20 protein-coding genes and 1 pseudogene are annotated in these 24222 nt (G+C 26.2%); 14 read left to right on the top strand and 7 right to left on the bottom strand.

The genetic code is table 11. The features are described from left to right. Positions 1 to 256: 256 nt before the first annotated feature. The 5 genes from BHYOB78_RS00105 (at position 257) to BHYOB78_RS00085 (ending at position 6548) form a co-directional block, all read left to right on the top strand. The gene (locus BHYOB78_RS00105; protein WP_020064963.1) at positions 257 to 757 is read left to right on the top strand and encodes a hypothetical protein; all 501 of its coding nucleotides are present in this window, start codon (positions 257 to 259) and stop codon (positions 755 to 757) included. Further along, positions 750 to 1292, top strand: a complete 543-nt coding sequence (locus BHYOB78_RS00100) for a ComF family protein (protein ID WP_012671308.1) — start codon at positions 750 to 752, stop codon at positions 1290 to 1292. The genes BHYOB78_RS00105 and BHYOB78_RS00100 overlap by 8 nt, the downstream gene beginning before the upstream one ends. A gap of 210 nt (positions 1293 to 1502) precedes the next feature. After that, positions 1503 to 3263, top strand: coding sequence for an aspartate--tRNA ligase (aspS, locus tag BHYOB78_RS00095; protein ID WP_012671307.1), 1761 nt, complete (start codon positions 1503 to 1505; stop codon positions 3261 to 3263). A 590-nt stretch (positions 3264 to 3853) separates the two neighbouring features. Continuing rightward, positions 3854 to 5578, top strand: a complete 1725-nt coding sequence (locus BHYOB78_RS00090; RefSeq protein WP_047108717.1) for a tetratricopeptide repeat protein — start codon at positions 3854 to 3856, stop codon at positions 5576 to 5578. A 286-nt stretch (positions 5579 to 5864) separates the two neighbouring features. Then, complete coding sequence (locus BHYOB78_RS00085) at positions 5865 to 6548, top strand: HAD family hydrolase (protein WP_020064908.1); 684 nt, start codon at positions 5865 to 5867, stop codon at positions 6546 to 6548. Positions 6549 to 6886: 338 nt separating this feature from the next. On the opposite strand, the gene BHYOB78_RS00080 is transcribed toward BHYOB78_RS00085, so the two are convergent. Continuing rightward, positions 6887 to 7309, bottom strand: coding sequence for a hypothetical protein (locus BHYOB78_RS00080; protein WP_020064907.1), 423 nt, complete (start codon positions 7307 to 7309; stop codon positions 6887 to 6889). 68 nt (positions 7310 to 7377) lie between these two features. On the opposite strand from BHYOB78_RS00080, the gene BHYOB78_RS00075 reads away from it, so the two are divergent. After that, a complete protein-coding gene (locus BHYOB78_RS00075) occupies positions 7378 to 7830 on the top strand; it encodes a DIP1984 family protein (RefSeq protein ID WP_012671300.1) in 453 nt (150 codons plus the stop codon). A gap of 139 nt (positions 7831 to 7969) precedes the next feature. Here the strand turns inward: BHYOB78_RS00075 and BHYOB78_RS00070 are convergent, their stop codons facing one another. After that, positions 7970 to 8869, bottom strand: coding sequence for a cysteine hydrolase family protein (locus BHYOB78_RS00070; protein WP_020064906.1), 900 nt, complete (start codon positions 8867 to 8869; stop codon positions 7970 to 7972). A gap of 30 nt (positions 8870 to 8899) precedes the next feature. Continuing rightward, positions 8900 to 10474, bottom strand: coding sequence for an aryl-sulfate sulfotransferase (locus BHYOB78_RS00065; RefSeq protein ID WP_020064905.1), 1575 nt, complete (start codon positions 10472 to 10474; stop codon positions 8900 to 8902). 565 nt (positions 10475 to 11039) lie between these two features. Between BHYOB78_RS00065 and BHYOB78_RS00060 the strand changes: the two genes are divergently transcribed. The 5 genes and pseudogenes from BHYOB78_RS00060 (at position 11040) to BHYOB78_RS00040 (ending at position 16275) form a co-directional block, all read left to right on the top strand. Beyond that, positions 11040 to 11735: an ankyrin repeat domain-containing protein gene (locus tag BHYOB78_RS00060; RefSeq protein ID WP_012671295.1), complete on the top strand. Its 696-nt coding sequence runs from the start codon at positions 11040 to 11042 to the stop codon at positions 11733 to 11735. Between the two features lie 119 nt (positions 11736 to 11854). Further along, positions 11855 to 13567, top strand: a complete 1713-nt coding sequence (locus BHYOB78_RS00055; RefSeq protein WP_012671294.1) for a class I SAM-dependent methyltransferase — start codon at positions 11855 to 11857, stop codon at positions 13565 to 13567. A 176-nt stretch (positions 13568 to 13743) separates the two neighbouring features. Further along, positions 13744 to 14355, top strand: coding sequence for an OmpA family protein (locus tag BHYOB78_RS00050; RefSeq protein ID WP_012671293.1), 612 nt, complete (start codon positions 13744 to 13746; stop codon positions 14353 to 14355). 20 nt (positions 14356 to 14375) lie between these two features. Continuing rightward, positions 14376 to 15017, top strand: a complete 642-nt coding sequence (locus BHYOB78_RS00045) for an OmpA family protein (protein ID WP_020064904.1) — start codon at positions 14376 to 14378, stop codon at positions 15015 to 15017. 95 nt (positions 15018 to 15112) lie between these two features. Then, positions 15113 to 16275: pseudogene (locus tag BHYOB78_RS00040) on the top strand (HEAT repeat domain-containing protein). A 453-nt stretch (positions 16276 to 16728) separates the two neighbouring features. Here BHYOB78_RS00040 and BHYOB78_RS00035 read toward each other — a convergent pair. Together BHYOB78_RS00035 and BHYOB78_RS00030 are read right to left on the bottom strand one after the other, a co-directional pair. Further along, complete coding sequence (locus BHYOB78_RS00035) at positions 16729 to 17325, bottom strand: L-threonylcarbamoyladenylate synthase (protein WP_020064903.1); 597 nt, start codon at positions 17323 to 17325, stop codon at positions 16729 to 16731. A gap of 16 nt (positions 17326 to 17341) precedes the next feature. Beyond that, the gene (locus BHYOB78_RS00030) at positions 17342 to 18364 is read right to left on the bottom strand and encodes a GGDEF domain-containing response regulator (RefSeq protein ID WP_012671289.1); all 1023 of its coding nucleotides are present in this window, start codon (positions 18362 to 18364) and stop codon (positions 17342 to 17344) included. 561 nt (positions 18365 to 18925) lie between these two features. Here BHYOB78_RS00030 and BHYOB78_RS00025 point away from each other — a divergent pair. The 3 genes from BHYOB78_RS00025 to BHYOB78_RS00015 all read left to right on the top strand — a co-directional run bounded on the left by BHYOB78_RS00025 (position 18926) and on the right by BHYOB78_RS00015 (position 22036). Then, entirely contained in the window at positions 18926 to 20515 is a 1590-nt protein-coding gene (locus BHYOB78_RS00025) for an arginine--tRNA ligase (protein WP_020064902.1), read from the top strand. A gap of 557 nt (positions 20516 to 21072) precedes the next feature. Beyond that, on the top strand, positions 21073 to 21603 hold the full coding sequence (locus BHYOB78_RS00020) for a hypothetical protein (protein WP_020064901.1): 531 nt from the start codon (positions 21073 to 21075) through the stop codon (positions 21601 to 21603). A 13-nt stretch (positions 21604 to 21616) separates the two neighbouring features. Beyond that, the gene (locus BHYOB78_RS00015; protein WP_012671286.1) at positions 21617 to 22036 is read left to right on the top strand and encodes a hypothetical protein; all 420 of its coding nucleotides are present in this window, start codon (positions 21617 to 21619) and stop codon (positions 22034 to 22036) included. Between the two features lie 6 nt (positions 22037 to 22042). Here the strand turns inward: BHYOB78_RS00015 and BHYOB78_RS00010 are convergent, their stop codons facing one another. Then, complete coding sequence (locus BHYOB78_RS00010; protein WP_012671285.1) at positions 22043 to 22924, bottom strand: VIT1/CCC1 transporter family protein; 882 nt, start codon at positions 22922 to 22924, stop codon at positions 22043 to 22045. A 68-nt stretch (positions 22925 to 22992) separates the two neighbouring features. Beyond that, positions 22993 to 23868 carry a DMT family transporter gene (locus BHYOB78_RS00005; RefSeq protein ID WP_020064899.1) on the bottom strand — a complete coding sequence of 292 codons (876 nt, stop codon included), beginning with the start codon at positions 23866 to 23868 and terminating at the stop codon, positions 22993 to 22995. Positions 23869 to 24222 lie beyond the last annotated feature (354 nt).

Genomic DNA, 24222 nt, shown 5'->3' with positions numbered 1-24222 from the left:
TTTATTCCTTTTAACATTCATTCTAAAATTTCTGCTTAATTATTTTCTTATATATTAACACTGAAATGTTAATACCCGCCCAAGTTTTTATTAATTTTTTAATCTCATTCAACGCACGTATGATGATTTTTTATTAATTGTTTAAATTATGAATTAAAATATTTTTATATTTTATAATGTAATTAGCGTGCGTAAATTTTGACAAATATAAATATTTAAGTATAATAAAATAAAATAATTTAATCAGGATATTTTTATGAGAACTCTATCTTTAAGAAAAATAAATGTCAATATTTTTATATTGTTTATTCTAAGCATTATAAGTTTGGCTTCCCCTATTATAACTCATTACTTCGGATTTAAAGGTACAGAATTCCTCCCTATATTCTTTGCATTATCTTTGGGAGCTTATATATTAAATCCTATATTTTTAATAATGCTTAGTTTTATATCTCCTCTTTTGAATTATTTTCTTACAAATATGCCTATGCCTCCAACATTATATTTTTTAATACTTGAAGGTTTAGTATTTTCTATTGTTATAAGTTTAATGAAAAATAAAAATATATCTTTTATATTAACATCATTACTTGCTTTAATACTAGGAAGATTATCATCTGTAATTCTTACATTTATTTTTGATATAAGCATTAATACTTGGTTAAACGGAGTTATTCTAGGATACAAAGGAATAATAGTAAATTGGATTTTTGCAAGTGTGATGTACTTAATACTAAAAGATAAAATTAATGAATAATATTTTCACTGCCTATAAAAAATTCAGTATAGATAATATAGACATAACCGCATTAGGTGATTTGGACAAAGAGCTAGGAGATGAATTAAGAGCATTCAAAAAAAAGTCTATTGATTTCCCTACAAAGATAACAGAACAAATAAAAAATTATTATTCTGATTATATAAAAACAAATAATAAAAAATTTGATATTATACTTTATGTACCTTCAAATAAAAATAATGGTGTAATGGATTTTTTTGCTGATTATATTTCTAAAGAATTTGATATAAAAAAATGCGAGTTTATAAAAATAAATAAGAATATAAAAGAACAGAAATTTTTAGAAACTCTAAAAGAGAGAAGTGAAAATATTAAAGATGCCTTTGAAATAATAAATTATGACAAACTCAAAAATAAAAATATACTTTTAATAGATGATGTTTATGCCTCTGGTGAAACTATAAAAGAAATTATCAAAATATTTAAAGGATTTCAATTCAATTATAATTTAGAAATATTAATTTTCTGTTATAGGAATCATATTTTTAGATAATTATAAACTATTTCAAACATAAATCTGATATTATTCTTTTATATAAGTCAATAAATTACTATAAAAATTGATACATATTTTGTTAGATTGTTGATTTTTATACCTATTTATAATATAATTATTATGTTTATTCAAAAAGAAATATAACTTATTTTTATAATAAATTTTTAAACAATAAAATAAATAATCAATTAAAAAAGAGGAATCAATATGCGTTTTAAAAGTGCCTATAATGGTATATTAACAAAAGATGATATCGGTAAAGAAGTTAAGCTAGCAGGCTGGGTTTTAAGAAGAAGAGATCATGGCGGAGTAATATTCGTAGATTTAAGAGACAGAACAGGATTCGTACAAATAGTATTCAATCCTGAAATAAGCAAAGAAGCACATAATGACGCTCAGGATTTGAGAAGCGAATATGTTATCAGTGTAGAAGGTAAAATCAGAGCTAGAAGTCCTGAAATGATTAACCCTAAAATTCCTACTGGTGAAATTGAAGTTATGGTTGAAAAAATGGAGCTTCTTAATACTTCTGAAACTCCTCCTTTCCTACTTGAAGATGATATTGATACTGGTGAAGATATAAGATTAAAATACAGATACTTAGATTTAAGAAGACCTACTGTATTCAACAACTTATATAAAAGATTCCAAATTACTAATGCTTTTAGAAAACATTTATCTGATAATGGTTTTATAGATGTAGAAACTCCTATATTAAATAAAAGTACTCCTGAAGGTGCAAGAGACTTCCTAGTTCCTTCAAGATTAAATGCTGGAGATTTCTATGCATTGCCTCAGTCTCCTCAAATATTCAAGCAAATACTTATGATAGGCGGTTTTGACAGATACTATCAAATAGCTAAATGTTTCCGTGATGAGGACTTGAGAGCAGACAGACAGCCTGAATTTACTCAGGTAGATATTGAAACTTCTTTCCTTAATACTGATGAGTTTTTATCTATTATGGAAAATGTTACTGCTAATATAGTTAAAGATGTTTATGGTATTGACTTACCTACTCCATTCCCTAGATTAAATTATTATGATGCTATGGAAATGTACGGAAGCGATAAACCTGATACTAGATTTGAATTAAAACTTATCAATGTTGAAGATGCTGTTAGAGGATGTGATTTTGCAGTATTCAAAAATGCATTAGACAACAAATTTATAATAAGATGTTTGAATGCTAAAGGCGGAGAGAAATTAAGCAGAAAAGATATTGATGACTTTACTAAATATGTTGGTATATTCGGAGCTAAAGGACTTGCTTGGATGAGAGTTACTGATAAAGGACTTGAATCTAATATAGTTAAATTCTTCTCTGAAGAAAATCAAAAGAAAATATTAGAAGTTACTAAAGCAGAAAAAGGCGACTTATTATTCTTCGTTGCTGATACTCCAAAAGTTACATTTGATGCTTTGGGTAATTTAAGATTAAGAGTTGCTGAGAAATTAAACTTAATAGATAAAGATAAATTAAATTTCTTATGGGTAGTAGAATTCCCATTATTTGAATATGATCATAAAGAGAAGAGAATATCAGCTACTCACCACCCATTCACTGCACCAGTACCTGAAGATGTTGCTATACTTGAAAGCGAGCCTTTAAAAGTAAGAAGCGATACTTATGACTTGGTATTAAATGGTAATGAAATAGGTGGCGGCGGTCAGCGTATTTATGACAGCAAAGTACAGGCTATAATATTCAAACTTTTAGGCATAGATGAAGAGAAAGCAAAATTGAGATTCGGATTCTTGCTTGATGCTTTGAAATATGGTGCTCCTCCTATGTGCGGTATGGCTTATGGTATAGACAGAGTTGTTATGCTTTTACAAAAACAAGACAGCATTAGAGAAGTTATAGCATTCCCTAAAACTCAAAAAGGTCAGTGTTTGATGAGCGGATGTCCTTCTACTGTTGATGCTGATCAATTAGAAGAGCTTCATTTGAGTATAGAAGAATAAGAATAAATAATAACTTTTAATAAAAAAGTCCCATTATATTTTATATATTGGGGCTTTTATTTTTTTAAATTTATTTTAATTCCCCACCCTCTAGGCTTATTATTTAAATCTGTAAATAAAGTTTTTTATTTTCTCATTACTTAATTAGATTTTTTAGCACCCCAATAGGATTTTAAATTTAAAAAATATGAATATACCCAAATAATTATATTTTGTAAATCTCTATGCTTTATAAATATATTATCTACTTTTTTGCCGCACACACTCTGCGGACTTCGTCAAAGTAGCTGCCTCAGGCACGCTTCGCGAAAACGCAATTGCTAGAACTTTATATCAAATATATACTTATTAAATATAGTATACAACCTAAATTTATATTAAAAATGCAGTTCTTTTGGTTCTTTTATACCAATAAAAGAACTGGGGTGCGGGGCAAAGCCCTGCAAATATTTTAAATTAAAAAAATTACTTTTGACAAAATATAGTTGTTTAGGTATATATACTTTTAATTTTTTAATACTTACATTTTATATATTGTTTAATAATTTTCATAATGCTGTATAATATATCAAATCATCTAAGGTTTATTTATGGAAGATAATAATACAAACAACAATAATACAAATAATAATTCTAAAAACAATGGTAAATATAAAAATAATACATGCATAATGATTATATTATTTATACTTGCTTTTGGAGCATTTTCGGGAATATATTTTTTACATACTAAAAACATAGAAAGCAGATTTAATAAAGCATTAGAAAATTATTCTCTAAATATACAAACTATAATAAGCAATACAACTATAGATAAAACTGTTACAACTAATGAATCAGAAAATACAATTACAATAAACAATGAATTTATAATTAGTGAAGAAATAGCAAATAATTTCAAATCAACATTCGATATAAATACAAGAATGCTTGAATCATCAATGGCAGAGATAATGAAAAACTCAAATGATGTTTTAAGTTTCTGGTTTGCATTTTTATCAGTAATAATGATAGTATTTACATTTGCAGGAATATTTATCAATAATAATATTTTATCCGAAAGTAAAGAAAATCTGGAATATATAGAAAACCTTAAAAAAGAAATGGAAGAATTCAAATATGAATCCAAAAAACTTATATCTGATATAGATATAGAAACACAAAAAAATATTAATAAACAACAGGATAATATCAATAAATTTATTCAAGATGTTAATAAACAATATAAAGAAACATCATATTATATAGATAAAGAAAAAATGCATATTAATGATACTATGAATTCTATAAAAAATGAATTAGAAAAATTAAAGTTTGAAAATGAAAAAGCATTTGATAATATAAATAAAATAAAATATGAATCTTATAAATCAATAGAAAATATAAAAAAACAAGCAGAAGAAGAAACTAAAAAACTAATAGAAGAAAATAATATAAACATACAAATATCAAATTTATTTAATTCAGCCTATCAGGCTTATAATAATAAAGAATATAATGAATCTATAAATTATTATAATCAAATCATAGAAACGACAGATGATTTATTGAAAGAATATGATGAAAACTCTGAAAAATATTCTCAATATAAAAATAATTACTTGATAGCTTATAATAATATAGGTAATGCTAAAAAGAATTTAGGATTATATGAAGAAGCTATTAAAGATTATGATAAAGCTATTGAGTTAGATACTAACAATAGTATGGCTTATAATAATAGAGGTATTGCTAAAAAGAATTTAGGATTAAATGAAGAAGCTATTAAAGATTATGATAAAGCTATAGAATTAAATCCTGATTATTCAAATGCTTATAATAATAGAGGCAATTCTAAATATAATTTAGAATTATATGAAGAAGCTATTAAAGATTACGACAAAGCTATTGAGTTAAATTCAAATAATGCAAGTGCTTACAACAATAGAGGAAATTCTAAATATAATTTAAAACAATATGAAGAATCTATTAAAGATTATGATAAAGCCATAGAATTAAATCCTAATAATTCAGATTATTATTATAATAGAGGTAATGCTAAAAGGATTTTAAAACAATATGAGGAAGCTATTAAAGATTATGATAAAGCTATAGAACTGAATACAAATAATTTTATGGCTTATTATAATAGAGGTTTAGCTAAATTATATTTAGGACATAATGAAGAAGCTTATAATGATTTAATTAAATGTTATGATTTGGCTGATGATACGTCTAAAAAAGAGTACGAACAAAAAATTATTGATTTAGCTAAACACAATAATGAAGCTGCTATAAAAATATGCGATGAAAAGGGTTGGGAGTTGTCAAAATAATTTTTTAATGTAAAATATTTGCAGGGCTTTGCCCCACACCCCAGTTCTTTTATTGGTATAAAAGAACCAAAAGAACTGCATTTATAATCTAAATTTAGGTTATATCCTATATTTTTAATAAGTACATATTTAATATAAAGTTCTAGTAATTGCGTTTTCGCGAAGCGTGCCTGAGGCAGCTACTTTGACGAAGTCCGCAGAGTGTGTGCGGCAAAAAAGTAGATAATTAATTGTATTATATAATTAATCAATAATTTTATTTTTTTGAATTGAAGGAATATAAAATATGAATAAATTAGATTTAGTAATATTCGATATGGACGGTCTGCTACTTGATACTGAAACTATAAGTTTGGCTGCTTGGAAAAAATCTTTTAAAAATTATAATGTCAATATAGATGTTGAAAAATTGTTTTTCAGTAAAATATTAGGATCAAATGAAAATGCAATAAAAAACATAATAATGGAAATTTCAAATAATAATGAAAAATTATTTTATGATATAATTAAAAGCCAAGTTGATGAATCTTTTAATATAGTTAGAGAAGATGGTATCAATATAAAAAAGGGAGCCAATGAATTAATAAAGTTTTTAAATGATAATAATATAAAAAAAGCTATAGCTAGTTCAAGCATAAGAAAAAAAGTTGATTTGTATTTAGAAAAAACTAACTTGAAAAAAGAATTTGATTATATAGTTTGCGGGGATGAAGCAGAATTCCCTAAGCCTTATCCTCATTTATATAATAATGCATGCGTTTATTTTAATGCTGATAAAAATAATGTAATAATATTAGAAGATTCTAAAAATGGACTTCTATCTGCTAAAAATGCTGATATAGAAAAAAGATTTTATATTCCAGATTTGCTTTTATTATCTGAGGAAGATGAAAAAGAATTAGCATACAAAAAATTTAATGATTTAATAGAAGTAAAAAACTATATAGAAAATAATTTTAAATATAATTAAATTTTATTCTAATTCCCCGCCCTTTAAAGTTTGATGCTGTATCATGAAATTTTAATACTAATTATATTTAAAGCCTAATTAGAAATTACAGCACCCACCCAAGTGTTTTTTAAATTTTAAAAATCTCACAACGCACGTTTAGCTAAATTAAAAAATATAAATAGATTAATAATACAATATTTATTATGTTTTAAAATCTGCTCACCGTGCGGTAAGTGGATTTTAAATATAATTAGAACTTGGGCGGGCGTTACAATTTCTAAATAAATAATAAAATAATGCAGATTAAAATTTGAAAAATGTACTATAAAACATAAAGGGCGGGATTTAAAATACTTTTATCTTATCTTTGTTAAATTGCCTTCGCCTGAAGTATTATTGTTGGCATAAAAAGAAAGATTCATAGAATTATTATTGAAAGATAAAGTAAAGTCATACTTATTTCCTGATGAAGTAATAGAAACTTTATACACATTATCAGATATTTTTATTATATTTTCTTTGTATGCTGTACTATAAACATTAATATTACTTCCTGTAATTCTTATAGATATAGCACTTCCGCTGCTTACTACCACATTAGCTGTAGCCTGCGATGTAAAATTATTGTTTTCTTTTATTGTTATTGAACTTTCGTAAGTTCCATAATATTTGCTGTCTATTCCATCATTATTAAACGATACTGAACCTGTATTAAAATTAAGACAGCTGCATATAAAAAATGCAGAAAATATTATTATAATTTTTGATAATCTGTTCATATTTTACCCTTATGGATATATAATACTACAAAATAAATTTATGTCAAAAGAATTATAGGAGAATATTTATGAAACTAGGAGAAGCATTATTAAAAAAAGATGAATATGTAAAAAAAATAGATAATCTAAAGAAAAGAGTAAAAAATAATGTTGTTATGAAAGAAGACAATGAAAATAATGAAGACCCTAATGATTTAATTAAAGAATATATAGAAACAAATAATGAATTATCTGACTTGATTATGAAGATAAATAATAAAGAAAATACTACAAGATTAGAGATAGGCATATCAATATCAGAAGCAATTAATATAAAAGATAAATTAACAAGGGAAATTGATATTTATAAAAGTATATTAAAAGAGGTAAACAGTAAAGACTTTAGAACAGCAAAGAATGAATTAAAAATGAAAGTGCTAATTAATGTAAAAGATATACAAAATGAATTTGATAAATTATCCAAAGCATTAAATGATATAGATATTATGATACAGTCTGCTAATTGGAATACTGATTTATAATTAGTAAAGAAATAAAAAAACCGGTACAGATAAAAAATATCTATACCGGAATTAATTTAATATTCTAATCATTTCTAAATTCTGATAAAACCATTGATTAAATCATAAGTTTTTTATCACATAATTTTTTACTGTTTTATCATACTTCTACTATATTAATTCCATAATCTTTCTGCAACTGAATATACTTTTTATCAATTTCTTTGTTATTGTATATGCTGCTGCAGCAATTTATCATAACATTAATTTTCTTTGTGATAGTTTTATCGTTTGAATAAACATCGCATATCTGACATAATGTATCATAAAGACTAAAATCTTTTGCCTCTCCGCAAACGTATATATATTTATAATTTTTTAATTCATAAACCCAAGCCATATCAAAAAATCTAGTTTCAGGAGTAACAATTTCAGGTCTTACAGCTCCGTACATTTCTGTTAAACGTTCAGTACCTTTTATTATTTTATGTATCTTTTTTTCTCTCGCTCTCTCATAAAATAAAAGCATATTATTAAGCTGCTTTTCTATAAGCCAGCCATCTGTGCCATGAATACAATGATAAGGCCATATTATAAGATTTTTTAAATTAGATTTCTTGAGCTTCTTCACATATTCTATTTGCTCTTTTTTATATATAGGTATAATTTCATGATTATATATCTTTTCTAAGGTAATTTCAGTAAAAGGATCCGCGTCCTCTCCATTAGGCTTCTTCCACATATAAGGATGAAATATAGAATCATAATAATGAGTATCCATAGTTACATAAATTCTGGATATATCTTCTAAATTTGAATATATAAAATTTATTATTCTTTTGATATCTTTTACAGCACCTTTCACAGGTAAAGAACCCTTTTTAGGATCTATAAAATCCCTCTGCATATCTATTATTAATAATGCTATATTATTATTATTTTTAGAAGTTAATTTCTTTGAATAAGTATCAGCAATATTAAATATATCGCTCTGATTTATAGGATTAACTTCTTTTCCTATGTATTTTTCATTAACAATTTTTTCATATAAATCACTCATTCTACTACCCTCCATGTACTATAAAATCATTTAATTTACAAAAGAACTATCCTCACTATATTTATGTTCCTTAGAATAGTATAAAGGCATTTTATCTATTCTATAAATGCCCCAAGTCTTTATACCGAATTTTAAATGATAAAAAACTTCCTTTGTTTCTTTATCAACTTCCATTATCTGAGCATTATTTCCAAAATCAAGAAGCATATGTCCATTACTCAAAAAATCTATATCTGATATATAATGAGAATATAATTTATTTTCTGTTTTATACTCATAAATCTTTTCAGCTTTCCAAGAACCATGAGAACCTGTTATTTTATATTCTACATATCTTGAGCCATTAGGATTTGTATCTTCATCTCCTTGATTATCAAACATAGCTATTACATTTGTTGATATTAAAAATAAAGCATGCTGACTTTTAGGTCCGTCAGTATTTCCGTCTCCTAATACTTTATAAGGATCAAATGATTTTAAGTCTTTCAAATATCTGCCATAAGGATTATATGATTCCATAGTATCTAATGTGTCATCAGCCATATACCATATAAGCTCCCATTCACTATAGTCAACAGCCATAACAGCTAAACTTCTAACAGATAAATAAAGTATATCATTAAACTCATCATAAACTAAAGAATTACAATGCGCCCAATCCATAGGAAAATCTTTTTTTCTTCCTATGCTGTAGTATTTATTGTCTTCATCGAATATTAATTTTTTTAAATACTCTTTTTCTGCCTCATCACCATTTTTATTAACTATCTTTTTTATCAAATCACCTACATATAAATCTCTTATCAAATTTCCATTGCTGTCAACTTCACAAATTCTATCTTCAACACCCCACTGTGAATTGGCAAGCATTATATAATTACTGTCAGACTTTTTTCTTATAACATCATGATGAACACCTATATTCAATTTAGTAACATCAAGTTTTGCATTTCCAAGCAAATCACTTACACCCATAGTATCATATATAACAATATCATCATCTTGATTTATTACTTTTGCTATTTCATTAGTAAGATAGAAGTTTGAATAATTTACATAACGTAAATTTCCATTTCTGCTTACACCCATTAAAAATAATCCTTTCCAGCTTCTATTTATAACAGGACTTGCAAAATATAATTCTGCATTATTATCCTGTAAATTACTTATGGAAGTTTCATCATTAATATTAAAGAAATATACATCTTCTTCAGGTTCTAAATTTCTTATAACTCTGTTTGTAGCAGGAATATATAGTCCATCTATAGAAAGTTTGCCTACTGATATATTAGTTGATATTCTATTTGTACCATTAATAATATGAATGGTATTTGTATTTTCTGAATAAAGTCCATGTATTGCAAAATTAGATCCGTAATTCTTAGGATAAGTAAAAACTATATCTTCATCGCCTAATAATCCTTTCGTGATTACAGTAACAGGATAATTATTATTAGTCTCTGTTTTATATACCAATGATAAAGGAGTCTGGCCGTTAGGATTTAATATGAGCTCTCCTATTTTATCATCTGGAAGAGGTATTTCCTTTTTTGAACATGAAAAACATGAAAATAATATCATTAAAAAAATTATAAATCTTTTCATTTTTAAATACCATAATTATCATAATTAATGTAAAGTTTTTTTGATATTCTAAATAATAAAATAAGTTTTTGCAATAAAAAAATGTATAAAAAAATATAAATATAATTGAAAATATTAATTTTTTATATAAAATACTGTCTTTATTTTTTATAAGTTAATTTTTTAATAATAGTTCAAAGGAGAAAAAATTAAAAATTAAAATTTCACACGTAAAAGATAGTTTACTTATGGAAAGCCTTTGGAAAGAAATGCTTACCACTGAAACTGCAAAATCAAATAATAATATTATTATAATATATGTTATCGCTGTAATATTAATTACTGTTAAAAGCATTATAATATACTTTATTGTTTTACATGTAATATAAACTATTAATTTAAGCTAAAATATAGCCTTTTTGCTTCTTTGCGGCAACAAAAGAAGTGGGGGTGTGGGGGCTAGTCCCCACAAACAATAAAATTAAAAAAACTAAAATTGACAAAATGTAGTTGTTTAGTTATATATTAACAATTAAAGATTTAATTAAATATTTAAACTTCATAATAAATAAAGGTTTTTAATAATATGAAAGAATTTTTTGATGCTGCTAAAAGCGGAGATTTAAACAAATTAAAAGAATGCTTGAATAAAAATATCAATATAAATATATTAGACGATGAAGGCTTTACTGCCTTAATGCTTGCCTCGATATTTAATAGAATCAACATAGCTGAAGAGTTAATAAAAAATAATGCTGATATTAATTTGCAAACCGATGAAAATTGGACTGCTTTGATATTTGCTTCATTTTACGGGCATAGTGAAATCTCTGAAATTCTGCTAAAAAATAATGCTGACTTAAATATAAAAAACAAACAGGGTTTCGATGCATTTCTTACTGCTGTATTTTATAAAAGAATTGATATTGTTAAACTATTATTAAAATATAATGCTGATGTTAATACAAAAAATGATGAAGGCTTTACTCCGCTCATTTATGCCTGCAATCATGATAATACCGATATATTAAAACTTCTTATAAATCATAATGCAGATATTAACAGCAAAACTAATGATGGTGTTAATGGACTTATGTATGCATGCTTAATGCTTAAAGAAGATATAGTAAAAGAACTTCTTGAAAATAATGTAAATATTAATGAAGTTGATAATAATGGAGATAATGCTTTCATATATCTAAAAAGTAATGAAAATAATGAAAGCGATGAAGATTTAAAAACTATGAATAGAATAAATGATATGATATCTAATTATAAATAGAAATTATATTTTTTTTTACATATACTGCCCGCCCGCCCCTAAATATTAATTTGTAATAATATTTTTTTTGTTATATAATATTCAGAATTATAAATAAATTTCAAATAGTTGTAAGATTTATGCAGGATATATGTATAATAACAGATATAGGAACAATATATGGGTTTGGACATATTACTCGTATGAAGTTCATATCAAATAAATTAAAAGAATATTATAATTTTACATTTTCTTCTATTAATGATAACAGCGGTATATTTAAAGATAATACTATAAAAACATGTAAGTATAATGAAATAGAAAATTTAAATCCTTATCTAATAATAGTAGACAGCAGAGAAGTAGACTCAAAATATATAAAAGAATTAAAAAAAATAAGCAGTGTTATAATAATAGACAGTGTAGGAAATGAAAGAGCATTCGCTGATATAGTTATAGAAATGCTTCCTAATATAGATAATTCTAAAGAAGTAAATATAAAGCCTTTCATAGCTACTATATTAAACTCTAATGTAAAACCTAAATATGATGCTGATGCCCCTATTCTTCTTTATCTTGGATTTAATAATGAATTAAAAAATAAAGCTATAGAAATAATAAGCAAAATAGAGAATAAAAATTTTGTATTGATAGATACAGAAAGAGAAAGCGAATATAATAATATAACTTATAAAAATTTCGGAACTGATATATTTGAAAATCCATATAGTGCAGTTATAACCTATTTCGGACTCACTGCCTTTGAATGCCTAGAATCTTCTATACCTGTAATATTGCTTTCACCTACAAAGTATCATGATGACTTGGCTAAAAGTCAGGAAGAATTATTCTTTAATTTGGGATTCTTCCAAAATATAGACACTGATATAGCTGTAAATAAATTGAGAGAATTCCTATTCAATAATGATATGCAAAATAAATTTAAAGAAAAAGGTAAATTAATCAATACAGATAAATCTTTGGAGCGTATAAAAACTATAATAGATAATATAAAAGATTTCAAAAATATAGAATGCCCATTTTGTAAAAGCAGAAATATAGAAATGAAAAATAGAAATTTGGAATCTAATTTATATAAATGTCAAAAATGTAATACATTATTCAGAAAATATTTCCTTCCTCCATTTACAGATTATTCATCTAAATATTTTGTTGAAGATTATAAGAATCAGTATGGAAAAACCTATGAGGAAGACAGTGACAATTTAACGGCTTTGGCTAAAAGAAGATTAGAAAAAATAAAAAAAATAAAACCTAATGGAAAAATACTTGATATAGGAAGTGCTATGGGATTCTTCCTTAAAGAGGCAAGAGAATACGGATATGAAACAGAGGGAATAGAAATAAGCCAATATGCATCAGACTACTGTATAAATACTCTTAATCTTAATGTTCATAATTGTTCTTTACTAGATTTCGAATATAAAGAAAAAGAATATGATATAATCACAGCTTGGTATGTTGTAGAGCATATATACAATTTTGAAAGTATTTTGGAGCGTATTATTTACTCTCTTAAAGATGACGGAATATTAGCTTTTGCCACCCCTAATGGCAGCGGTTTAAGCGGAAAATTCAATAAAAACTACTTCTCAATAGTACCTTCTGATCATGCCTTTGAAGCTAATCCTAAATCTCTTGATATACTTATGTCTAAATATTCACTAAAATGCATAAATTTAGAAAATCAAAGTGTATATTATAATAGATTCTGTGATATATTCAGTTTCAATTTTATTAAAAATAATAAGCTTTTATCAGGAATATATAGTTCATTAGCTAAAAGCAAAAATTTAGGCGATACATTTGAATGCATATATCATAAATCATAAAAAACGTATTAAATGTAGTATATTAACAATGTATTAAATGATTAATTACTACTATATGAAAAATACTGCTGTTTTTGGCATTTTACGAATATTGTATTATTTTTGTTATAAATATATATTATGTTAATTGTTTTAATGTAATAGTATACAAATATGATTCTTAAGGAAAGATAGTTATGAAAAAAATATTTTTACTTATGTCAGTAGTTATTATAGCAGCTGCATGTAAAAGTGCTCCTGTTGCAACCGGTCCTGAAGACACAAGCGGTTTCAAAACAACAGAAGCTAATAATCAAAATGCTAAAGGACTTAACTTACCTGACGGAGCTACTGTAAGAGAAACTCCAAGAGGTAAAGTATTAGTATTACATGATCCTAAATCTAAAACAGATGTTGGTAAACCTGGTTCAACTTATGAGGTAAAATTTGGATTTGATAATACTATAGAAATAGGAACATATAAAGAGGCTTATAATTTAGTTTATCAGATAATAAATAATAATCCTGGTGTTAGAATAATGGTGGAAGGTAATTCAAGTAAAGAAGGCCCTGCTCCTTATAACTATAAACTATCTCAGAGAAGATCTGATAAAAGCTTCAATTATATAATAAAATTAGGTGTAGAAAACAGCAAATTATTAAAAAATGCTTTTGGAGAGGCTTTGCCTGAATACCCTACTCTTAAAGAAAATAGAAGAAGCGAATTTATAATAATAATGACTGAAGATGATTTGAAAAAGTATAACGATTTTGCCAAAACTGTCGACATTAATAAGGAAACAAATTAATGCCGAGGTTTAAGTAAATAATGAAAAAACTTTTATTTATTTTTAGTTTATTGATCTTTGTCATAGCAGCATGTAAAAGTACGCCTACAAGTACAACACCGGAAGATGTAGTTATAGCAGATGATCCTGCCCCTGCAGTAGCAGAAGAAGAACCAAAACCAGAAGAAGTAGTAGCTGATACTAAAACATTGGCATCTGGTTCTGAAGAGCTTTATCTACCTATGGATACTTCTATAAGAGATACTGAAAGAGGAAGAATACTAGAAACTACTCCAAAAGTAATATTCAAATTTGTAGAGACTAATATGCCTGCAACAGCAGAAATGTCATTCAATCAAGTTGTAGAGTTTTTAGAGAAAAATCCTAATGTGAATATAGTTTTGGAAGCTCATACAAGCAACAGAGGTAAAGCTTATCCTTACAATTATAACCTTTCTGTTGTAAGAGCTAAAAACGGTAAGGCATACTTGCTAGCTAAAGGAATTCCTTCAGAAAGAGTTATAGAAAGTCCTCTTGGAGAAGCTCTTCCTGAATATCCTACTCAAAATGAGCTTAGAAGATATGAGTTCGTTATAATAGCAAATGATGAAGATTTAGTAAAATATAATACTTATATTTCCAATTTGGATGTAAGAAATGAAAGTACATATCAGGGAAACTGATTATATTCTATAAAAAACACTAAAAACAAGCCTCCTTTATCATTAATACTGTAAAGGAGGTTTTTTATTATAAACTTTAAGGAAATTTTTATTTTATGAGAAATATTACTATTTGCACTTTATTATTCACTATACTAATAAATTTTACAGCTTTTTCAGAAAGTCCTACTAATGAAGCTCCTACAGCTCCTACAATTTCAACAAATACTTCAGCTGCTGAAACATCAGGAATGCTTAATGCTGAATATGAAAAAGCTTTTAAATATGGAACTCCTACTCAGAAAATAGCTACTATTGCTAAAATAAAAAGAACAAAAAATGAAGCCGATATTGCAATGCTTGCAAATCATTACCCTGAAGAAAAGAATAACAGAGTAAAAAGCGAGATCATAAATTTCTTTAAACAGAACAAAAATGATAATGCAAAAGCTATAATAGAATATGCTATCAAAGATGAAAATGACAGCGTAAGAAAAGATGCTTATTATTTATGCTCTATTTATCCGGATATTCAATATGAAGTTCCTATAATGTCAGAAATCACAAATGCTACAGGGCTTGTATTAGACAGTATGGTAAATGCCTTGGGAGCTATAAAATCAGAGATGGCTGCTGATTATTTATTAGAGATATATACAAATAATACTGTTGGATCAAGTACTAAAGTTGAGATATTAAGATATTTCAGCGAAACTAAAAATACTAAAGGTGAGAAGATTTGTCAGAATGCCGCTCAAAATGCCGGAGAACCTGCTTTAGTTAGATATATGGGGGTTGTGGCATTGGGTGCTTATCCTAGTGCTGAAAATTATGAGATACTTCAAAAACTTCTTGCTGAAGATTTACCTGAGATTATACCGCAAGAGTTATATATGTACTACCTGAATACAGCGCTTATGGAGATGTAAAAAAGGATGTAATAGAGGCTGCTAAAAATGACAGTGATTCTGTACGTATTTATGCCATTAAGGCTTTATCCAATTACAAATCCGAGCCTGAAATAGAAGAACTTCTTCTTTACAGACTTAAAAACGATAATTCAGAGGCTATCACTGTAGAGATACTTAATTTATACAAAGAATCTGCACCTACAGGAAATATGTACGATGCTATAAAAACTTTAGCAGATTCATCAGCCAGCGATAAAATAAAAAATCTTGCTAAATCTGTTATAGGAGAAGACGGATCATCTTCAGCTACAACTATAGAAGAATCTCTAACAGGTATAAAAAACGATTCAGCTAACACTGCTAATTAAAAAGTTATATATATTTTTATTAGGCTTGCTGTTTATTTAGAAATAGTAAGCCTTTTTATTTTTTTAAATCTACTCTGCCCACCCACCCTCCCCTAACTTATTTTAAATTTTTTAATTCATTTATCAACTTTTCCTGCTGCACATGCTCTGCAGACTTCGTCAAAGTTGCTGCCGCAGGCACGCTTCGCGAAAGTGCAAATATTTTATAATGCCTATTTTTAGCTTAAAATGCAGTTCTTTTGGTTCTTTTATATCAATAAAAGAACTAGGGGTGTGGGGGCAAAGCCACCACAAACAAAAAGCATAAAAAATATTCAAATTTTCCATATGTTTTTAAATACTTAGATGAATTAAAAATTTAAATATAATGTTAATATAACAATTTCAAAATATTGATGAGGTTTATAGGAAAATTGATAATTAAAAAATGCTAGACTTAATTTATATATTGCATCATATATCCAAATGAACAGAGCCCTGACGAAGTACTTTATTTGCTAAGCAGTCATAAAGTGTAGAAGGCATTTTATTTTCTAAAACTCCGGCATTAACTATTAAATCAGCTTTGTCTTTGTAAAGCTCTGCTAATTCATTGCCGTCAAGTATAACACCATAACCGCTTGGATTGGCCGAAGGAGCTACCAAAGGATTAGTGCCTTTTAATATAATCTGCATATATTTATCATTCGGTATTCTTAAGGCTACCTTATCTTTTAAATATGAGAACTTATTTTTTAACTCTTCTAAAAGAGGAACAATGAAAGTTAATTCTCCCGGTATATTATTTTTTATTATATCAGGAACTTCTTTATCGGAGAATTTTTTTACGCTTTCTAAATCTTTTGATAATATTAAAAGAGGCTTATTCTTCTCTCTATCTTTTATAGTATATATTCTATTTACAGCATCAGTATTAAAAGCATCGGCAAGCATTCCATAAACCGTATCTGTTGGAGAAACTACTATTCCGCCATCATTAATAACTTTTATAACTTCATTAGCTGCATACTCTATACTTTCAGAATTATTTTTATCGAGATTGATTATCATATAATGCCTTTAAATATTATTTCTTTATCAAAGTAGGATGTACAAATAAACTTGCAAATCCGCGTCTTTTAGCATTATGAAGAGCAAGCAATACAGGGGCTATTTCTTTTTCCATACCTTCTATATGATAATTCTTTTTATATGCTGTATATGATATTCCAGCTGATATTGTATACTTAATTATAATTCCGTTATATTCTAATTCATTTTTATCAACAAAACTTCTTATCTCTTCAAGCTTCTTATCATATAATTTTATATTCATTCTATTGAATGCAACCATAAACTCATTATTATCAAATCTTGCTAAAATATCTTCTCTTCTTGTTGTCTTTCTAAGAACTTCAGTAAATTTAAGCATTATTTCTTCGGCTGCAATTATACCGTATTCGCTTATGATACTATCAAGTCCGTCTATAGAAAAGCATGCAAGTACTATAGTTTCTTCATGCCTTACTGTTTCATAAAGAAGCCTTGTAAACTGCTCATAAAACTCTTTTTTATTCCAAAGACCTGTTTCTAAATCTACATTCAATATATCATCATATTTTTTCTGAGCATCCTTATATGATTGATAATTTCTATTGGAAACTTCTGTCATGTCAGTTAAAGAATTCTGTAGATAATCAGCCTGTTTAATTAGTTTTTGATGCTCTACATATAATTTTCTATACTTTAAACAGCTATTAACTCTTACAACGAGTTCCATCTCATCAAATGGTATAAATATAAGTCCGTCAATCCCTAAATTTATAGCTTCCTCTATAAATTCCATTTTTCTATAGGGTGTACTTAAAAGAATTACAGGAGTTCCTTTAGTAGATTCCTGGTTTTTAAAAGTATCAAGAAGCTGCAAACCCTGCGAGTCCCCAATATCTGCATCCAATAGTATCAAATCTAATGTACTTTCATTGGAAATATTAACTGCCTGAGCTCTGGATTTAGTTGCTATAGGGTTATAATGTCTTTCTCTTAATAGATCAACAAACCTGTCCAAAAGGTCTGCTCTATGCTCTACTACTAAAATATTCTCATTCATAATTAATTACATCTTCAAAGTATATAAATTCTTATATTAAAGTATCGTAAATTTATAGAATTTATTAAATAAAAAATAGAGTTATATTAATAATATAAAGTAGAGTTATTAAACAATAAATACTATTATTTTATATAGTCTAAACCAATTCCAAATTAATACAACGCACGGTAAATAGATTCTACATATAACTTAAATTATAATATACTATTATCATATATTTTTAGCATCATCATACGTGCGCTAAATTAATAAAAAAAGCTTGGGTGGGCATTAAAACTCTAATTAAACAACAAAGAAATAAAATATAAAAATTCCAAAATATATTAAAAAGTATAATGGGTGGGAAAGTGTAATTAAATTTTAAAACTTTATTTACATTCCCCGCCCTTTTATATTTTCTATTTAAATCTTAAATTATAATTTTTTTTAACTTAATACTTACTCATAAAAGCATGCCTGCCCAAGCGTTCATTAAATATAAAAATTATACTTGCAGAAGTTCTAATCTTTGATATACTCTATATACTAAAAAATATTTTTACTTTTTATGGAGAGCATATGCTTAAAAAAATTATCTCAAATATCTTAAAAGAAGCATTAAAAGAATATTTAAAAGATACTGATGTTAAAGACATAGAATCTTATATAGAAATCGGATATGCAGTAGATGATAAATTTGGTGATTATGCTTGCCCCGTAGCCATGAGACTTGCTAAAGTTTTAAAGAAAAATCCTTTAGAAATAGCAAACTCTATAACAGAGAAAATAGATAAAAAATATTTTGAAAAAGTGGAAGTTGCAAAACCTGGATTCATCAATTTAACATTATCATATAATTATATAAATGAATGTATAAATGACCTTATCAACAATGATGATTATGGAAAAAACACAGTTGAAGATAAAAAGAAAATATTAGTAGAATATGTTAGTGCAAACCCAACAGGACCTCTTCATATAGGACATGGAAGATGGGCTGCTATTGGAAGTGCATTGTCCAATATACTTAAATATGCTGGCCATGAAGTTTATCAAGAGTTCTATGTTAATGATGCAGGAGAACAGATAACTAAATTAAATGAAAGCGTTAAGGCTGTTCAAGAAGGAAGAGAGATACCTGAAGACGGTTATCATGGTGAATATATAAAAGATGTCGCTAAACAAGACGGAGTTCCTAAAGATATAATATTAGAAAGTCAGAAAAAACTATTAGAAAGATTCGGCACTCATATGGACAATTATGCCTCCGAATTAAAAATACGTGAGGGCGGAGAATTAGAAAAAACTATGGACTTTCTTGATAAGGAAGGACTTTTATTTGAAGAGGATAATGCTGTTTGGTTTAAAAGCACTAAATACGGAGATGATAAAGACAGAGTTGTTAAAAAAAGCAATGGAACATATACATACTTCGCTCCGGACATCACATATCATAAAAATAAAATCGACAGGGGATATCATTATTTAATAGATATATTAGGTGCTGACCATCATGGTTATGTACCTAGAATTACTGCTGCTGTTAGGGCTGTTAGTAAAGATACTGCTTCTTTAAAAGTTATATTAGGGCAATTAGTTCGTCTATATAGAGGAAATGAACTTGTGAGAATGAGTAAAAGAACAGGCGATATGATTAGTCTTGAAGATGTTATTGATGAGATAGGAGTTGATCCTACTAGATATTTCCTACTTATGCGTTCATATTCTAGTTCTTTAGATTTTGACTTGGAGCTTGCTAAGAAAAAAGATAATGACAATCCTGTTTATTATGTGCAATATGCATATGCAAGGATTTGTAATATATTCTTCAAATTAGAAGAAAAAAACATGTCTTATGATGATAATAAATCACTTGATATTTCAAAAATTGCTAATGAAAGTTCTTTAAAACTTGCTAAAATAATATTGAGATTCCCTGATGAAATATATGAGGCTGCTAAATCTTTAGAAGTTTATACTCTTATTAATTATACTTATGAAATAGCCAGTGCTTTGCATAGATTCTATTATGATAATATTGTACTAGAAGAAAATGCGGAAATAAGACAGGAAAGACTTACTCTTATTAAAGCAGTTAAAAAAATACTTGGGCTATGCTTCGACATAATAGGAATATCCAAAGTAGAGAGAATGTGGTCTGAAGAATAATTTTTATTAAAAATTCGCACGGTTAGTAAAACTATTATTTATAGTTTAAATTGGAATTCTAAATAAATATATATTCTAAATTTTATTTTGCGTGCGGTGTATTTGCTTTAAATATAAAAAATTCCTGGGCGGGCAGCTAATAAATTCTAATTTGATTATTAAGAAAAATTAAAGCTAACATTAATAATAAAACTATAAATATAAAGGGCGGGCAAATGTAATTAAGTTTTAAAACTTCATTCTCACTACCCCACCCTTTATGCTTTTAAAATTTTTTAAGATATTTTTATGCTATTTTTATTTTAAAACTTTTTCTGTTATCACAACACCCACCCAAGATTTATTTAAATTTATAATTCACACAACGCACGATTAACTATAATATAATTACTAATCTATTTATAATTAAAATAAAAATTAAATATTATAATCTACCAACCGTGCGTTAATTATAATATTTTTTAATAAATAAAAGAAAATAATTTTATACATTTCCTTGATTTTTTAACTAAAATATTATAGCCTATTATTAGTAATAAAATATAGGGGTGATTACTATGGGCAAAAAACTTCCTCTAATCATTTTAAGCAGTACAATCATCACAATATCAGCAGCTTTAATAGTATTAAAAAGAAGAAACTCAAAAGGTGAATTTTACATCAAAAGTTATGATGGGAAATTTGCTCTAATATTCAATAATGAATGGAAATTATCTAAAGTAAAAAATGAACTTAATGAAAATTCTAATTTAGAAGCTATAAATAATAAAAAGGGCGTATGTTTTATAATGTTCTCTAAATCTAAAGAGAACTTAAATAATATCAGCTTGGAAAAATATAATACAAGTATTTTAAATGGCATAAATGGAGAAAATATCATATCTTCCAATAAAATAAAAGTTAATAATAAAGAAATGTATGTAACAGAATTTGATTCATATTATGAAAATACTTTAGTTCATTATCTTTTATATACATTAGAAACAGAAAATTACTATCATCAAGTTATGGTTGCCTTGATAAAAAATGATTATAAAAGACAATCAAAACAAATTAATAATATTTTATCTACAATAAGAGAGTTATAATATAAAACTTTAAATGAAAAAAATAATATTAATATTTTTATTTAATATCTATGCAATAGCTGTAGCCGAACAGAAAATATTTGTATCTACAAAATTAAAAGGTAATGATTTAAGAAAAGAAATCCTTAAATGGGTAAAAAATGAAGCAGGAAATAATAAATTCAGCAGCTATGATAATGGACTAGTATATTTATTCTTTGTATCTAATAATATAACTGATAATAATTCATTATGCTTTGATATAAACTTCCATTTGGAATATGATAAATTCATTGTAAACTTTTCTAATACAAAACTTTTAGATAATACTACAGGAAACACAAAAGATTTAAAATTCAGCACTTGGGATACACTTACAAATAGCGGATGGTTCAAAGAATATAATGAAATAATATCCAATATAATAAATGAACTTGAAAATATAGTAAGCTGATAATTTTTAAATATCTATACCCAAAAACTGCTTCACTAAAAGACCTATTAAAAAACTAATTCCGGCAACAGTCAAACTAATTCCTGCCATCTCAAAGAATCTCTTTTTGAAAGGAAGACTTTTAGCCACAGATATATAATAAGTGAAGAAAAATATTATAAGTACAACTATACAAAGCATAGTTATCAAAGCATATAAATAATGATTGCTTGGAAAAATAAGATAAGGCAATATCAAAAGTGTTACTGTTATTAAATACATTATTCCTGTATATGAACATGATTTAAATGCATTTTTATCTCCTTCAGCTTTAGCAGATAAATATTCAGAAGAAGCCATTGACAATGTAGCAGATATACCTGTTATGATTCCAGATAATGCAACTAATTTATTATTCTGCAAAGCAAAGCTCAAACCAGCCAATGTACCGCTTATCTCAACTAAAGCATCGCTTAAACCCAAAACCATAGAACCTGCATATTTTAGTCTGTCTTCATCTAATATTGATATAAGCTTATTTTCATGCTCATCTTCATCAAAAGCTATCTTTTTGGCATCAGGGACTTCAGATACTATTCTTGAATATATATTCTCAGCGTTCTTCTCCCCTCCCTCCATTATCTTTATTACAAATGTATATCCTAATATAAAACTTAATATAAAATATTTTAATACTTTTAATTTCTGAGGTCTCAATTTTTTATTTGTATATTTCTCTAATATTTTTGAATGAGCATATTCTTCTTTTGCAATATTCTCTAATATTTTTCTATCGTCTTCTTTTTTCACAAATTTTACAAGATTTAAATAAACAGCATGTTCTGTTACTTCATTTTGCTGCATCTCTAATAAAAGCTTCATAGTGTTTTTAGAAATATTATTATCCATTTTTATTTCCAATAAAATATTTTATATATCTATTATATAATAATATAAAAGAAAAATATAGTGATAAATTAATTTTTAATATAAATCTTATTTTTATAAAAATAAACCAATAGAGCGGCAAATATTGTAAGCAGCATTCCAATTATAGAATAAATATCTACCCTTTCTTTAAATAAAAATACACTAAAAATATATGAAAATATAACACCTGTATAATTATATATACTTACAGCAGAAACAGGAGCTTTTTTATATGCTATAGTTAAAAAGAATTGTCCGAATCCTGCAAATATTCCTATGAGCAAAAGAAGAAATAATTCAAATAAATTTGGTATTACAAAGCTTTTTACAAAGAACAAAGAAAATAAACATGAAAATAAAGAAAAATAAAATATTATCAAAGAGTTGCTTTCTTTGCCTTTTAGTGAACCTATTATAGAATATGAAATGCCTGCAAAAATAGCAGCGGAAAGAGCTACTATAGCAGGAAAAACATTAGAATTCATACTAGGCTTTATTATAAATATAGATCCTATTGCAGCAATAATCATTCCAAACCATTGCATCTTAATAACCTTTTCTTTTATCAAAAGAAAAGCAAAGAAACTAGACCAAAATGGAGAAGTTTTTTGAAGCACTGAAGCATCCGCAAGCACCATGTTATTAGTAGCATAAAAATAGGATATAATACCTAAATATCCTGATATACAGCGGCATACTATTGATAAAATATTGCTCTTATTTGGAAATAGCCTTTCTTTATCTCTAATCATAACAAAGGCACTTATAAATAATGTTATTAAATTACGTACAAAAACCTGCTCCATCACAGGTATATTAGAACCAGAAATTTTTACTGCTATTTCCATTATACTAAATGAAAGAGCTGAAAACGTTATAAATAAGGAACCTAGTTTTATATTATTATTTGAATCGTTAATCATATCATTTTCTTTAGGTTTGTAAATATCGGAAAATATTATATTAAAATCATCTAAAAATCAATAATTATATGTTTATAAAAATTTCAAAAGAACAAATAAATTGTTTATGGTATTTAGTTTTAAGTATGATGATAAAATAAATTCTTAAAGTACATCATTTAAAATAATATTAGTTGATAAGATGTTAATAAACAATAAAAAACTATTAACATTGCAAACAAATTTTCATTTTATGAAAATTCTGAATTTCATTATAAAATTTATTATCTTTTCATTATTTCATATCTGTTAATATCAACATAGTTATCAACATCATATTTATATGTTTTTTTTAATTTCTTCTTATATGCAAAA

The sequence above is a fragment of the Brachyspira hyodysenteriae ATCC 27164 genome, assembly GCF_001676785.2.
Lineage (GTDB): Bacteria > Spirochaetota > Brachyspiria > Brachyspirales > Brachyspiraceae > Brachyspira > Brachyspira hyodysenteriae.
This window is presented reverse-complemented; position numbering and strand designations above follow the sequence as displayed.

Coding starts and splice junctions, on each gene's coding strand:
- BHYOB78_RS00105 (WP_020064963.1), top strand. CDS start 257: ATGAGAACTCTATCTTTAAGAAAAATAAATGTCAATATTTTTATATTG.
- BHYOB78_RS00100 (WP_012671308.1), top strand. CDS start 750: ATGAATAATATTTTCACTGCCTATAAAAAATTCAGTATAGATAATATA.
- aspS (WP_012671307.1), top strand. CDS start 1,503: ATGCGTTTTAAAAGTGCCTATAATGGTATATTAACAAAAGATGATATC.
- BHYOB78_RS00090 (WP_047108717.1), top strand. CDS start 3,854: ATGGAAGATAATAATACAAACAACAATAATACAAATAATAATTCTAAA.
- BHYOB78_RS00085 (WP_020064908.1), top strand. CDS start 5,865: ATGAATAAATTAGATTTAGTAATATTCGATATGGACGGTCTGCTACTT.
- BHYOB78_RS00080 (WP_020064907.1), bottom strand. CDS start 7,309: ATGAACAGATTATCAAAAATTATAATAATATTTTCTGCATTTTTTATA.
- BHYOB78_RS00075 (WP_012671300.1), top strand. CDS start 7,378: ATGAAACTAGGAGAAGCATTATTAAAAAAAGATGAATATGTAAAAAAA.
- BHYOB78_RS00070 (WP_020064906.1), bottom strand. CDS start 8,869: ATGAGTGATTTATATGAAAAAATTGTTAATGAAAAATACATAGGAAAA.
- BHYOB78_RS00065 (WP_020064905.1), bottom strand. CDS start 10,474: ATGAAAAGATTTATAATTTTTTTAATGATATTATTTTCATGTTTTTCA.
- BHYOB78_RS00060 (WP_012671295.1), top strand. CDS start 11,040: ATGAAAGAATTTTTTGATGCTGCTAAAAGCGGAGATTTAAACAAATTA.
- BHYOB78_RS00055 (WP_012671294.1), top strand. CDS start 11,855: ATGCAGGATATATGTATAATAACAGATATAGGAACAATATATGGGTTT.
- BHYOB78_RS00050 (WP_012671293.1), top strand. CDS start 13,744: ATGAAAAAAATATTTTTACTTATGTCAGTAGTTATTATAGCAGCTGCA.
- BHYOB78_RS00045 (WP_020064904.1), top strand. CDS start 14,376: ATGAAAAAACTTTTATTTATTTTTAGTTTATTGATCTTTGTCATAGCA.
- BHYOB78_RS00035 (WP_020064903.1), bottom strand. CDS start 17,325: ATGATAATCAATCTCGATAAAAATAATTCTGAAAGTATAGAGTATGCA.
- BHYOB78_RS00030 (WP_012671289.1), bottom strand. CDS start 18,364: ATGAATGAGAATATTTTAGTAGTAGAGCATAGAGCAGACCTTTTGGAC.
- BHYOB78_RS00025 (WP_020064902.1), top strand. CDS start 18,926: ATGCTTAAAAAAATTATCTCAAATATCTTAAAAGAAGCATTAAAAGAA.
- BHYOB78_RS00020 (WP_020064901.1), top strand. CDS start 21,073: ATGGGCAAAAAACTTCCTCTAATCATTTTAAGCAGTACAATCATCACA.
- BHYOB78_RS00015 (WP_012671286.1), top strand. CDS start 21,617: ATGAAAAAAATAATATTAATATTTTTATTTAATATCTATGCAATAGCT.
- BHYOB78_RS00010 (WP_012671285.1), bottom strand. CDS start 22,924: ATGGATAATAATATTTCTAAAAACACTATGAAGCTTTTATTAGAGATG.
- BHYOB78_RS00005 (WP_020064899.1), bottom strand. CDS start 23,868: ATGATTAACGATTCAAATAATAATATAAAACTAGGTTCCTTATTTATA.